The organism is Nocardia sp. NPDC050799 (genome assembly GCF_040654015.1).
GTDB lineage: Bacteria > Actinomycetota > Actinomycetes > Mycobacteriales > Mycobacteriaceae > Nocardia.
Genome location: NZ_JBFAHF010000041.1, coordinates 42,993 through 55,677, shown reverse-complemented (window position 1 = coordinate 55,677; position 12,685 = coordinate 42,993). Strand labels below are relative to the sequence as shown.

At 69.2% G+C, this 12,685-nt stretch carries 10 protein-coding genes and 2 pseudogenes; 6 read left to right on the top strand and 6 right to left on the bottom strand.

Features of this window, described 5'->3' with window-relative positions:
- A pseudogene (locus tag AB0H42_RS30630) lies at positions 1 to 108 on the top strand (MerR family DNA-binding transcriptional regulator); the annotation flags it as partial.
- Between the two features lie 238 nt (positions 109 to 346).
- Here the strand turns inward: AB0H42_RS30630 and AB0H42_RS30625 are convergent.
- Positions 347 to 1,894 carry an MFS transporter gene (locus AB0H42_RS30625; RefSeq protein ID WP_357062422.1) on the bottom strand — a complete coding sequence of 516 codons (1,548 nt, stop codon included), beginning with the start codon at positions 1,892 to 1,894 and terminating at the stop codon, positions 347 to 349.
- A gap of 229 nt (positions 1,895 to 2,123) precedes the next feature.
- On the opposite strand from AB0H42_RS30625, the gene AB0H42_RS30620 reads away from it, so the two are divergent.
- Entirely contained in the window at positions 2,124 to 3,380 is a 1,257-nt protein-coding gene (locus AB0H42_RS30620) for a serine hydrolase domain-containing protein (RefSeq protein WP_357062420.1), read from the top strand.
- Between the two features lie 21 nt (positions 3,381 to 3,401).
- Here AB0H42_RS30620 and AB0H42_RS30615 read toward each other — a convergent pair whose 3' ends face one another.
- Both AB0H42_RS30615 and AB0H42_RS30610 read right to left on the bottom strand, forming a co-directional pair.
- Positions 3,402 to 3,968, bottom strand: a complete 567-nt coding sequence (locus AB0H42_RS30615; RefSeq protein ID WP_357062418.1) for a TetR family transcriptional regulator C-terminal domain-containing protein — start codon at positions 3,966 to 3,968, stop codon at positions 3,402 to 3,404.
- A gap of 39 nt (positions 3,969 to 4,007) precedes the next feature.
- Positions 4,008 to 5,000, bottom strand: a pseudogene (locus AB0H42_RS30610) (SDR family NAD(P)-dependent oxidoreductase); the annotation flags it as partial.
- Between the two features lie 170 nt (positions 5,001 to 5,170).
- Here AB0H42_RS30610 and AB0H42_RS30605 point away from each other — a divergent pair.
- Positions 5,171 to 5,623, top strand: a complete 453-nt coding sequence (locus tag AB0H42_RS30605) for a hypothetical protein (RefSeq protein ID WP_357062417.1) — start codon at positions 5,171 to 5,173, stop codon at positions 5,621 to 5,623.
- A gap of 6 nt (positions 5,624 to 5,629) precedes the next feature.
- A complete protein-coding gene (locus tag AB0H42_RS30600) occupies positions 5,630 to 8,944 on the top strand; it encodes an error-prone DNA polymerase (protein WP_357062415.1) in 3,315 nt (1,104 codons plus the stop codon).
- A 93-nt stretch (positions 8,945 to 9,037) separates the two neighbouring features.
- On the opposite strand, the gene AB0H42_RS30595 is transcribed toward AB0H42_RS30600, so the two are convergent.
- Both AB0H42_RS30595 and AB0H42_RS30590 read right to left on the bottom strand, forming a co-directional pair.
- On the bottom strand, positions 9,038 to 9,250 hold the full coding sequence (locus tag AB0H42_RS30595) for a hypothetical protein (RefSeq protein ID WP_357062413.1): 213 nt from the start codon (positions 9,248 to 9,250) through the stop codon (positions 9,038 to 9,040).
- A gap of 471 nt (positions 9,251 to 9,721) precedes the next feature.
- Positions 9,722 to 10,144, bottom strand: coding sequence for an HSP20 family small heat-shock protein (locus tag AB0H42_RS30590; RefSeq protein ID WP_357062424.1), 423 nt, complete (start codon positions 10,142 to 10,144; stop codon positions 9,722 to 9,724).
- 356 nt (positions 10,145 to 10,500) lie between these two features.
- On the opposite strand from AB0H42_RS30590, the gene AB0H42_RS30585 reads away from it, so the two are divergent.
- Together AB0H42_RS30585 and AB0H42_RS30580 are read left to right on the top strand one after the other, a co-directional pair.
- Positions 10,501 to 11,736, top strand: a complete 1,236-nt coding sequence (locus AB0H42_RS30585; protein WP_357062411.1) for a DUF4349 domain-containing protein — start codon at positions 10,501 to 10,503, stop codon at positions 11,734 to 11,736.
- Positions 11,737 to 11,760: 24 nt separating this feature from the next.
- Entirely contained in the window at positions 11,761 to 11,970 is a 210-nt protein-coding gene (locus AB0H42_RS30580; protein WP_357062409.1) for a DUF167 domain-containing protein, read from the top strand.
- 16 nt (positions 11,971 to 11,986) lie between these two features.
- Here the strand turns inward: AB0H42_RS30580 and AB0H42_RS30575 are convergent, their stop codons facing one another.
- Positions 11,987 to 12,451 (bottom strand): tRNA (cytidine(34)-2'-O)-methyltransferase, encoded by a 465-nt coding sequence (locus tag AB0H42_RS30575; RefSeq protein WP_357062408.1) that lies wholly within the window; start codon positions 12,449 to 12,451, stop codon positions 11,987 to 11,989.
- Positions 12,452 to 12,685 lie beyond the last annotated feature (234 nt).

Here is a 12,685-nt window from a genome sequence, read left to right as displayed (position 1 = left end):
CTCATCGACCACGGCACCCCCCTGGAAGCGGCGTGCCGGATCATCATCCTCGAAGACCAACTCGCCGAAGCCCGCGAAATCAACGCCGAACTCACTCAGCAGGATTGATCGGAACTCGCTGCCTGCGGCCGCGAAAGACGACCCGGCCGCTGGGTGGGGGGTCACCGGTGGATCAGATATGCGACCCGATGGGGGGAACCAACGCTGGTCCTCGCCCGACTCCGGGCAATAAGTGACTTGATTGCCTCGTACGAGGCGGCGGTGAAATCGCGGTAGTACACATATCACCAGCACCTGCGTGGCGAGACGACCGAGGAAGCAAGCCATGGCGGGGTACGCGCTGTGGCTATCGGTTCATCAGCACGGCGCCTTCGGCGGCCGAATCGGTGCGGGCGGTCCGGCGGCCGGGAGCCCATGCGCCCAGCACGAATGCCATCACCACGGTGAGGATGCCCAGGGCCAGCGCCGCCTGCGCGGCACCGTGGACGAAGGCTTCCTTGGCGAACGCCGCCAGCGGCGCGGCCGCCGGACCTCCCCGCTCGGCGACCTCCAGTGCGGCGGCCAGCGAATCGCCGACCGGGCCGCGGGCCGCTTCGGGGAGCCGGGGCAGCGCCGGAGCGATCCGGTCGGCATAGCCGACGGCGAGGATGCTGCCGGAGATCGCGATACCGATGGCCGCCCCGACCTCCCGGGAGGCGTCGTTGACCGCGGAGGCCACCCCGTGTTTCTCCAGGGGTGTGCCGTTGATGATCGCGGCGGTCGCCGGGGCGGTGCACAGACCCAGCCCGGTGCTCAGGATCAGCAGCGGCCAGAGGACATCGAGGTAGGTGCTGTCCACCGTGGTCCGGGACACCGAAATGAGTGCGCTGCCGACGCACAGCAGACCGATGAAAGTCGGCAGGCGCAGGCCGAACCGTTCGGCCAGCCGTGGGGCGACGACCGAGATACCGATCAGCGGCGCGATCATCGGCGCCATCGCCACCGCGGACATCAGCGGCGAGTACCCGAAGATCAACTGCATGTACTGGACGAACAGCAGGAAGTAGCCGAAGGCCACCAGGAACTGCACGCCGACGCTCACCGTGCCGCTGCCGAAGCCGCGGTCGGCGAACAGCCGCACATCCAGAAGTGGATTCGGTACCCGCAGTTCGACCGTCGCAAACCCGACTCCGGCGAGTATCCCGACGCCGAACAAGCCCAGGACCAGCGGATCGGTCCAGCCGCGCACCGGCGCCTCGATGGCCCCGACCACGACGGCACCCACGGCGACCGACGCGGTGATACCGCCCCAGAAGTCCAGCGGCGGCCGTGAGTCGTCCACGGATTCGGGGACCGTGCACCCGGCGACCGCCAGGACGACGCCGGCCATCGTCATCGCGAGGAAGATGGCCTGCCAGCTCCAGATCTGCAGCAGCAACCCGGAGCCGAGAATGCCCAGGACCGCCCCACCGGAGACGACCCCCGCCCACAACCCGACGGCGACTCCGCGCCGCTCGGGCGGGAATCCGCCGGTGAGCAGAGAAAGAGTGGACGGCATGACCAGCGCCGCGCCCACTCCCGCGACGGCGCGCGAGGCGATGATCCAATGCGGCTCGTCCAGCGCCAGTGGCACCGCGGAGGCGATCGCGAACACCACCAGGCCGAGCACCATCATGATGCGGCGGCCGAACCGGTCGCCCAGCGCGCCGGAGAACAGGACCAGACAGGCCAGCGCCAGGGTGTAACCGTCGACCACCCAGGTGAGCTGCTGCTGGGTGGCGCCGGTATCGGCGGCGATCTCGGGAAGCGCGGTGTAGAGGGCGGCCATGGCCGCGATGACCAGCGCGACGGCCATCGACGACAGGGTGAGCAACCAGATGTGCGCCCGGGACAGGCGCGGGTTCACCGATGTCATGGCCACCTCCCGGCAGATGGGGAACAAGCGGTTGTTTCCTTTGATCAGAGCACAATGCCCCGGGGTGACCACCGGTGATCTCCATCACTACCCCGCGAGGACGGCGGACCACCTGCTCACCGGTGGTGGGTGGTGGGCCCGTGACCGACGCCGACCGGGACCCCGGCCGGTCGCGCCCGGAATGCTCGACGGCCGTCGCCGCCTCAGTGGCATGGCTACCCTGGGGCGTGTGAAGGCAGATACCGCGCTCCTGGTCCCGGTCGCCGCCGAACTGGCCGACATCACCGCTGTCGGTCCGGAGGAGGATGCCGGGCCCGGCGGGCCGAGCCCGGCGGAAATCGAATCGATCTGGGACTCGGTACAGGCGTGGTACCGGCTGGGCGCCACCCCGGCGATCCAGATCTGCCTGCGCCGCAACGGGCGGGTCGTGCTGAACCGGGCGATCGGCCACAGCCGGGGCAACGCGCCCGGCGACGGTCCGGCGGCCGAACGGGTCCCGGTGACCACGGAATCGCCGTTCTGCGGATTCTCCACCGCGAAAGGTGTTTCCGCGGCGGTGATGTTCATGCTCATCGAGCAGGGCGCCTTCGCGTTCGACGATCCGGTCAGCGACTACATCCCCGAGTTCGCCGCCAACGGCAAGGCGCCGATCACCATCGGGCACGTACTCACCCATACCGCCGGCGTCCCGTTCGTGACCCGCCCCTACCGCGGGCACGAAATGGTTTTCGACGAGGAACTGTGCCTGCGCGGTCTGATCGATCTGAAGCCGAGTTACCCGGCCGGACGCTTCCGCGTGTACCACGCCCTGACCAGCGGGCTCATCCAGCGGCTGCTGGTGCAGCGGGCCACCGGTAAGCGGATCAAGGACCATCTCGCCGAACAGGTACTGGAACCGCTGGGCTTCCGGTGGACGAACCTGGGTGTCCGGCCCGAGGACGTGGACGCGGTGGTGCCGAGCGTGAAAACCGGCCCCCCGCCGTCCAAGCTCGCGTCTTTCGTCGCCGGGCGGGCGTTGGGCGGTGGGTTCGCCTCGGACGCGGTGAATCGGGAATCGAATCGATCCTTCCTCACCGCCGAACTGCCGTCGGGGAATCTGGTCACCACCGCCGCCGAACTGTCCAGGTTCTACGAGATCCTCGCGCGCGGCGGCGAACTCGACGGCGTCCGGATCATGCGGGCCGAGACGGTGCGGGACGCGGTACGGCCCGCACCCCGGGTTCCCGGAGTGGCGGGACGGGTGAGCCGGGCCGGTTACGAACTGGGTGGGCACCGTTCGAAATTCGGGCCCGATACGACCGCGCATTTCGGCCGCAGCGGGTTCACCACGCAGTACGGCTGGGCCGATCCGGCACGTGGGCTGAGCGGGGCGATCCTGACCAACGGCAAATCCTCGGTGGACGGCGAACGCCCCTGGCAGCTGGTAGCGCAGATCTCGGGAGCATTCCGGCCACTGGCGCCCGCGGAGCGGATCTTCGAGCTCTGACACCGTGCCCGGGCGCCGCGGTCAGTGCACGATGGTGGCGATGTGGTGGCGTACCACCCGATCGGCCGTACCCTCGCCCGCGCCGTGCGGATAGGCGAGTTCGAAGGCCAGGCCGCTGATCAGGGCGAGCAGCCGTTCCGTTTCCAGTTCGGCCTCGGCCACCCCCGCCCGGGTGAGCGCGGCGGTGACGAGGGTGCGGGTGGAGGTGCCCATCCACTCGGTTTCGGCTTCCATCCCGTTCACCAGCCGGGCACTCGCGACGATCTCGGTGCGCAGCAGCAGGCGCCGCCGGTCGGTGGGGTCCAGCAGCAGTGCGCGGGTGACCGCCTCGAGGTAGGCCCTCCGGTCGGCCACCGAGTCGCTGCGCGGCTCGCTGCCGACCGCCGCGAGCCGGCGATCGCGATCGAGTTCGAGTTCTTTGGCGGCGGCCATCAGCAGGCCGTACTGGTCACCGTATTTCCGGCGGAGCGTCTTCCCGTCGAGGCCACCGTGGTCGGCCACCCGGCGCAGTGTGGTCTCGGTGATCCCGCGCGAGGTCACCAGGTCCAGGACGGCCTCGAACGCGGCGCTGTGCTCATCGGTCGTCACGATCGGCGCTCCTCTCCGTGCACGACGGCGGGGCCGGCTTCACCAGTGCGTGCCCGGCACCCAGCGCGCCGCGCGTCGCAGTGCGGTGCCGGTACCGCGTGCCACCCGCGCTCCGGCCCGGGGCAGCGGGGCGCGGCGCGGCCGTGACCGTGGCGCGGGGTGCTCGCCGCCGATGCGGTGGACAACAGGTGTCTCCTCTGCGGAGGTCTGCGTGTCGAGTGGGGTGACCGGGGCGGATTCGGCTTGTTCGCCCCGGGCGGCGGGGGAGTCCGGGATCATCCGGTAGTAGCGGTGCAGGACGAAGTCACGTAGGCGCGGGGCGAACATCGCGCCGTACTCGCCGAGGGTGCCGATCGGCACGTCGATACGCCGGGGCCGCTGGGTGAGCGCGCGCACGATCGTCGCGGCCGCCCATTCCGGCGATTCGGCGCGGCCGCCCTGATCACCGGACGGGGCGATCATGGGGGTCCGGACCAGGGGCAGGTGGATGGTGGTGAAGGTGACCCCGTCGGCCATGGTCTCCACCGCCGCGACCTCGGTGAACTTGTCCAGCGCGGCCTTGCTCGCCAGATAGGCGGAGTATCGCGGGGTGGCCACCTGCACACCCGCGCTGCTGATGTTGACGATATGGCCGAATTTGCGCTCGCGCATCTGCGGTAGCAGCGCCAGGGTGAGTCGCAGCGCGCCGAAGTAGTTGACCGCCATGGTGCGTTCGTAATCGTGCAACCGGTCGGTGGAGCGGTGGATGGCCCGGCGGATGGAACGACCGGCATTGTTCACCAGCATGTCCACCCGGCCGTGCTCGCCGAGCAACTTGTCCAGGGTGACCTCCACCGAGGCGGAGTCGGTGATATCGCAGGGGTAGCCGTAGGCCCGGCCACCCGCGGCCCGGATCTCCGCCACCACGGTGGCGAGTTCGTCTTCGCGGCGGGCGAGCAGGAACACAACCGCGCCCTTCTTCGCGACGGCCAGCGCCGCGGCCCGTCCGATACCCGACGAGGCGCCGGTGATGAGGACATGCCGCCCGGTGAGTTCGTGTTCGGCCCGGTCGGTCCCGGAATCGCTCATGACAGCCCCTTTGCGCAGGTCTTTCCCGGCCGAACTTACTCCAAAGTAAGAAAGCGCGCCAGGGTGGGTTCGGTGTTCGAAAACAGGTTCGATCTCACCTCTCGATATTCGAACATATGTGCGATACTCAACTCATGACGGACGATCGGATGGCGGATATCTATGCCGCGGTGCGGCTCGGCGGTGCGGATCGGGAGGCGGCGCGCCAGGCGCTGCAACTGCTGTGGGATCAGCTCGGGCCGGCCGGGGAGCCGCTGTACCGGAGCGTGGTGGCCCACCATCTGGCGGATGTCCAGGAGACCGCCGAGGGCGCGTTGTTCTGGGACACCCGGGCGCTCGACTCGGCCTTCGTACCCGGCGTCCCGCTGGGCGAAGGACTCCTGGGATTTCTCCCGTCGCTGTATCTGAGCCTGGCCGACAGTCACCGGCTGGTCGGCGATTTCGAGGAGGCCCGGATGCAGCTGGCGCTGGCGCGCGGGCATGCGAACGTGCTCGCCGACGATGCCTACGGACGGGTGATCCGGGCCGGGGTGGATCATGTGGCGACACTGCTGGAGGCGCAGTCCACCGAACGGGTGGCCTGCTGACGCGGTATGGGATGGAGTAACGGCCTGCCGAGCTGGGCCGAGATGGAGCGGGTACTGTCCGGCCGGCCGAAGCCCGGACACTACCCCGGCAACGGCGGTGACGCCTCGGCCTGGAGCAGTAGTCGCGGGGCGTATCTGCCCGAACCGGCGGACCCGCCGGGCCCGGTCGTGCCGTACGCGGAACTGCACGCGCATTCGGCGTTCAGTTTCCTGGACGGGGCCTCACAACCGGAGGAGATGGTCGCCGAAGCCGCGCGGCTGGGGCTCTCGGCGATCGCGCTCACCGACCACAACGGCTATTACGGGGTGGTCCGGTTCGCCGAAGCCGCCGCCGAGCACGGGATCGCCGCGGTATACGGGGCCGAACTCACCCTCGTGGAATCCGGTGCCCCGCAGACCGATTCGGCACCCCGCACCGGCGCACCCGATCCGGACGGCGAACATCTTCTGGTCCTGGCCCGCGGGCAGGAGGGCTATCGCCGGCTGTCCCGGCAGCTCGCGGCCGCGCATATGGCGGCCGGGGAGAAAGGAATCCTGCGCTACGACCTCGATGCCCTCACCGAGGCGGCCGGCGGTCACTGGCAGATCCTCACCGGCTGCCGCAAAGGCAAGGTGCGGCGGGCACTGGCCCAGGATCTGCACACGGGTGGCCGGCCGCTGCGCGCCGAGGCGGCGCTACGGGAACTGTGCGAACGGTTCGGTCCCGACCGGGTGACCGTGGAACTCACCCGGCACGGTCTGCCCGTGGACGATGAAGGCAATACCGTGCTGGCCGCCATCGCCGAACGGGTCGGTGTGCCGGTGATCGCCACCACCGCCGCGCATTTCGCGACCCCGGACCGCAGCCGCCGCGCCGCGGCCCTGGCCGCCATCCGGGCCCGGCGCAGCCTCGACGATCTCGCCGGCTGGCTCGCTCCCACCGGGGGTGGTTATCTGCGGTCGGGGGCGGAGATGGCCCGGTTGTTCGCCGAATTCCCCTCGGTCGTACCGAACTCGGTGGAACTGGCCCGCGAATGCGCGTTCGACCTACGGCTGATCGCGCCCCGGCTGCCGCCCTTCGATGTGCCCGCCGGCCACGACGAGAACTCCTGGCTGCGCGAACTCACCCGGCGCGGCGCCGCCGCCCGCTACGGCCCGCCCGCCGCGAACCCGACCGCCTACCGGCAGCTCGAACACGAACTCGCGGTCGTCGCCCGGCTCGGTTTCCCGGGATACTTCCTGGTGGTGCACGATATCGTGCGTTTCTGCCACGAGCACGACATTCTGTGCCAGGGCCGGGGCTCGGCCGCCAATTCCGCGGTCTGCTATGCCATCGGTATCACCAATGTCGACCCCGTCGCGAACAAATTGCTGTTCGAACGGTTCCTCTCCCCGGAACGGGACGGACCTCCCGATATCGATGTCGATATCGAATCCGACCGTCGGGAGGAAGCGATCCAATACGTCTATCGCCGGTACGGGCGGGAGAACGCGGCACAGGTGGCGAATGTGATCACCTACCGCGGGAAGTCCGCGGTCCGCGACGCGGCCCGCGCACTCGGCTTCGCCCCCGGTCAGCAGGACGCCTGGAGTAAACAGGTGAGCCGGTGGACGGGTGTCGGATCGGAAACCGGGACCGATATTCCCGAACCGGTACTGGCCTTGGCCGCCGATATCGAAGGACTGCCGCGGCATCTGGGCATCCACTCCGGCGGCATGGTGATCTGCGACCGGCCCATCGCCGACGTATGCCCGGTGGAATGGGCGCGGATGGCCGACCGCAGCGTGCTGCAGTGGGACAAGGACGATTGCGCCGCGGCGGGTCTGGTGAAATTCGATCTGCTGGGCCTGGGCATGCTCTCCGCCCTGCACTACATGATCGACCTGGTGCGCGAGCACATCGGCGTCACGGTCGAACTGCATACCCTGGACCTCGCCGAACCCGGGGTGTACGAAATGCTGTCCCGAGCCGATTCGGTGGGCGTGTTCCAGGTGGAATCCCGGGCCCAGATGGCGACCCTGCCGCGCTTGAAACCGCGCAAGTTCTTCGACCTGGTGGTCGAGGTGGCGCTGATCCGGCCCGGCCCGATCCAGGGCGGTTCGGTTCATCCGTATATCCGCCGGAAGAACGGGCTGGAAAAGGTCACCTTCGACCATGAAGCCCTGCGTAATTCGCTCGAGCGCACCCTCGGGGTGCCGCTGTTTCAGGAACAACTCATGCAAATGGCCGTGGATGTCGCGGGATTCACCGCCGCCGAAGCCGATCAGCTGCGGCAGGCCATGGGATCGAAACGGTCCCCCGAGAAAATGGAACGGCTACGGGGGCGGCTGTACCAGGGCATGCGGGACCTGCACGGCATCACCGGCGAACTCGCCGACCGCATCTACGAGAAACTCCGTGCCTTCGCGAATTTCGGTTTTCCGGAAAGTCATTCGCAGAGTTTCGCCGCGCTGGTATTCTATTCCGCCTGGTTCAAACTGCACTATCCGGCGGCGTTCTGCGCCGGACTGCTGCGCGCCCAGCCGATGGGTTTCTATTCGCCGCAGTCACTGGTCGCCGACGCCCGCCGGCACGGGGTCGTCGTGCACGGTCCGGATATCAATGCCGGCGCGGCCGAGGCCACCCTGGAACGGCGCGGGACCGAGGTGCGGCTGGGCTTGGCGGCTGTGCGTTCCATCGGCTCGGACCTCGCGGAAAAGATCGTGGCCGCCCGGGCCGAAGGCGGGCCCTACACATCGTTCCTGGATCTCACCGGGCGCGTGGAGATGACCGTCCCGCAGGCGGAATCCCTGGCCACCGCCGGTGCGCTCGGCAGTCTGGGTTACTCCCGCCGCGAAGCATTATGGGCAGCCGGCGCGGCCGCCGGAGAGCGGCCCGACCGCCTGCCCGGGACCGGCGCCTCCACCACCACCCCCACCCTGCCCGGGATGAGCGACCTCGAACACGCCGCCGCCGACGTCTGGGCGACCGGGATATCACCCGGCAGCTACCCCACCCAGTTCCTGCGCCCCCGCCTCGACGCGCTCGGGGTGATCCCGGCCGCCGACCTGCTCTCGGTCCCCGACGGCACCCGGGTACTGGTCGGCGGCGCGGTGACCCACCGGCAGCGTCCCGCCACCGCCGGCGGGGTCACCTTCCTGAACCTGGAAGACGAAACCGGCATGGTGAACGTGGTGTGCTCGGCCGGGCTGTGGGCCCGGTACCGCCGCACCGCGCAGAGCTCCCCGGCACTGCTGATCCGCGGCCGGATACAGAATGCGGAAGGCGCGGTGAGCATCTACGCCGAACGCCTGAGTCGCCTGGACATGCGCATAGCCTCCCGCTCCCGGGACTTCAGGTGATTCGCCGCCGCCTCCGGCCGCGGCGGGGCCGGGTTCTGTTACCCGGTTCTCCGCCTCAGCGTTCCGTGCGCGCCTGTCCGCGGCAGCAGGGAATCAGCCGCGCAGCAGGGGCACGACCACGGCCAGCGCAGCGGCAAGGAGTAGGGCGATGTAGACAGCGGAGATGAACGAGGTCGTCAGCAGCGCGACACCGCCGCCGGAGAGAGTCACGATCAGACCGGAGAGCCAGGCGGTTCCTGTTTCGGGCCGCGAAGCCGGTTTCCGGCGGTTCTTCCTGTGGTCGGGGCGCTCGCTGTTCTCGTTCACGATGGCTGTCCTGCGTCCAATACGGCCGGTCGGTGACCGGATGGTCGTGGGAAATCGTTCCGGGAATTCCGGGTGGGCCCGGAAGAACCGCGCTGACCGGGCCCACCCGTCGCTGGATGGATTCGAAAAGGGGCAGCACCTCGCTTCCGTGATTGTTCGGGTGCCGGGGATATCGGCTGTATCCGGCGGGCCGCGCTGACGGGCCCGGCCCGGGACCGGCCGACGCCCGCGGCGCGGGGGATCGGGTCGTCGAGCGGCCGGGTTCGGCGGGCGGGGGCCGCGAACCGTGCGTCGCGGCGGCGCTCCTCGGACTCGGGCCCTACGGAGTGCCTCGTCGACCTCGGCGAACAGCTCCTCGAGATCAGGATCCAGTTCGAGTAGCCGGTCCTCCACTCCCGACCACCTGTTTTCGCTGGTAACCGTCGTTGTATGCATGGTCGGCCTCCTGGTCTCGGCGCCAACCCGGGACGGTCAGGCGTTGATGGCCTGGCGCTCGGGATCGTGGCGCGCGATCTCGATCTTGCGGGGCTTGGCCCGCTCCGAAACCGGGATCACCAACCGCAGCACACCGTCGCGGTAGTCGGCGCGGATCGCGTCGAAATCGAGGTTCTCGCCCAGGAACAACTGACGGCTGAACACACCGCGGGTGCGCTCGGCGGCCAGCATCGATCGGCCCGAATCCAGATCAGGCCGCGATGCCCGCACGGTCACCACATTGCGTTCCACATCCAGATCCAGTGAGTCCGGGTCGATACCGGGCAGGTCGAGCTCGACCAGGAAGTCGTCGCCCTCACGCCAGGCATCCATCGGCATCGCCGCCGGGCGAGCGGGCGTGCCGAAGACCTGCTGGGTGAGACGGTCCAGATCGCGGAAGGGATCGGTGCGCATCAACATGGTCGTCACCTCCAGTTCACTCCTTCGCTTTCGAAGAGAAACCAGATAATCTGTGTCAACAGACACAAGTTATATGTAGCACCAGTGCCATAAGAATGCAAGTGTCTTGCGAAGAAAAAATGACCGAGGCGATGGTGCAGCGAGATGACGGATGTCGGCCTTCGCGAAACCAACGCCGCTCTCGCCGCCGAACGTGATCGGCTTCGCGACCGCGAATCCCCATAACCGAAGTCGCCCAGGTCATCCGGGCAGATCCGGCGGGCAGCCGGGGCCGGTCCGCCGACCCGCAGGCAGCGCCGATACGCAGCCTTCCTATTCGGGTATCCGATCCCGGAACCGCCCATTACGCTGCCAGCATGCGAACGCTCGGGGTGTTGTTTCTGGTTGTGTGCGGGTCGGTTCTGCTCACCGGATGCGGGGACGATTCCCATTCCAGCACTGCGGATCAGACGATGTCCTTCGAAGGTGGTGCGCCCGCGCCCGCCACGGCGCCGGGGATCCGGGTGCAGAAGGCGCCGAGCCGGGAACAGGCTCCTGCCTCCCCGCCGGATACCGCCGATGATCAGGCCACCGATCGGAAAGAGGTCGTCACCGGCACGGTGGATCTCACCGCCGACGACCCCGTCGCGGCCGCGCAGACCCTCGTCGACCGGGTGACCGAACTGGACGGGCGGGTCGACCAGCGCACCGAGAATCCCGGTACCGCCGACGACGATCCGCACGCGAATCTGGTCGTCCGGATCCCGGCCACCGATACCGACGCGTTCATCGAGGGCCTGAGCGATCTCGGCGAGATCACCCAGATCAGCACCAACCGTGACGATGTCACCCTGCAGTGGCAGGACCTCGACGCCCGGATCACCGCGCTGCGGGCTTCGGCGGACCGGTTGCGCGATCTCATGGCCCGCGCCGCCAACACCGCCGACCTGATCGCCGCGGAGGAGGCGCTCGCCGACCGGCAGGCCGAACTGGACAGCCTCACCGGACAGCGACGCTACCTCGACGATCAGATCTCGCTGTCCACTCTCACCGTCGATATCCGGAGCACGGCGGAGAAAACGGGTGAAGACGGGCCCGCCAATTTCTGGGACGGGGTCGTGGACGGCTGGAACTCCCTGTTCGCCTGGCTGAAGGGCGCGGTGGTCTTCAGCGGCCAAGTGCTGCCGTGGCTGGTCTTCCTCGCCCTCCTCGGTGCGATCGTCGGCGCCGTCGTCGGGTCGGCCCGCCGGCTGGGCCGTGCACGCGCTGCCGCCCCGGCGGCCGGGAACGCGACCGCGCGGGTCGAGACCCCGGTGCCCGGCACCCCGCGGACCGCTGCCGAACCCGGGGACGCGCCGGGCAAGACCGCGAAGGACGTGGACGAGCCCGTGAAGGGCACGGACCGGGGGGCGACGGATACGGAGGAGGCGGCGAAGGGTGCGGGCCGGATGGCGACCGGCACGGACGAGACGGGGGAGGGCACGGACGAGACGGGGGAGGGCACGGACGAGACGGGGAAGGGCACGAGCCGGGCGGCGACGGGCGCGGACGAGTCCGTGCCGACCGGGGACGAGGCCGCCGATCTGGACAGGCCCGACACGGGCCGGGCCTGAGCAGTGCCCACCACGGTCCGCGCGATGATCACGCCGAACAGCCGGAAGGGTCCGCTGGTCGAAGCCCTGCCCGATGGCACGCTGCACCTGTGGGTGCGGGCGCCGGCCGTGGAGGGGAAGGCGAACCGGGCCGCGGCCGAACTGCCGGCCGCGCATCTCGGTGTCCCGAAGAACGCGGTCCGGCTCACCGGCGGGGCGACCTCCCGGCGCAAACGGTTCGAGATCGCCGACTGAACCGCGGGCGTCCGGGTCAGACCGCGCCCGGGAACCCGTGCTGCCGCCACGCCTCGTACACCGCGACCGCGGCCGCGTTGGCCAGATTCATCGACCTCCGGCCGGGCAGCATGGGGATGCGCACCTCGGCATCGATGTGCTCGTCGGCGAGCACCTCCGCCGGTAGACCCGTCGGTTCCGCACCGAACAGCAGGATGTCGCCGGGCCGGTAGGCGATATCGGTGTGCGGGGTCGTGGCCCGGGTGGTGAACGCGTACACCCGCCCGGGTCGCAACTGTTTCCACGCGGTCGCCAGATCCGGGTGCACTGTCACCGAGGCGAGGTCGTGATAGTCCAGCCCGGCCCGGCGCAGCTTCGCCTCCGACATATCGAAGCCGAGCGGTTCGATCAGATGCAGCTCACTGCCCGTGCCGGCGGCGAGCCGGATGGCATTGCCCGTATTACCCGGTATGCGAGGTTCATGGAACATCAATCGGAACACAGCCGACCAGTCAATCAGGTGGTGCGGCGCCGCGGTGATCGAGCCGGATGATCGAGCGGTAGCTGCGAGGGTGCCGGATAAATTCCCGGTGCGGGCGCTACCGCCCTCTCGACGCCCTGACCACAGCGAATACGGTCACCGACGTGGCGCGGGGGCCGCGCACGGCACGGAGTGCGGCAGCGTACCGTAGGGCCGCCCACTCTGCAGGAATCCGCTTCCGGTGGTCGAATGGGC

Excerpts from the sequence above, each read along its gene's own strand:
- AB0H42_RS30625 (WP_357062422.1), bottom strand. The coding sequence starts at position 1,894 with ATGACATCGGTGAACCCGCGCCTGTCCCGGGCGCACATCTGGTTGCTC.
- AB0H42_RS30605 (WP_357062417.1), top strand. The coding sequence starts at position 5,171 with ATGACGGACGATCGGATGGCGGATATCTATGCCGCGGTGCGGCTCGGC.
- AB0H42_RS30600 (WP_357062415.1), top strand. The coding sequence starts at position 5,630 with ATGGGATGGAGTAACGGCCTGCCGAGCTGGGCCGAGATGGAGCGGGTA.
- AB0H42_RS30590 (WP_357062424.1), bottom strand. The coding sequence starts at position 10,144 with ATGTTGATGCGCACCGATCCCTTCCGCGATCTGGACCGTCTCACCCAG.
- AB0H42_RS30585 (WP_357062411.1), top strand. The coding sequence starts at position 10,501 with ATGCGAACGCTCGGGGTGTTGTTTCTGGTTGTGTGCGGGTCGGTTCTG.
- AB0H42_RS30580 (WP_357062409.1), top strand. The coding sequence starts at position 11,761 with ATGATCACGCCGAACAGCCGGAAGGGTCCGCTGGTCGAAGCCCTGCCC.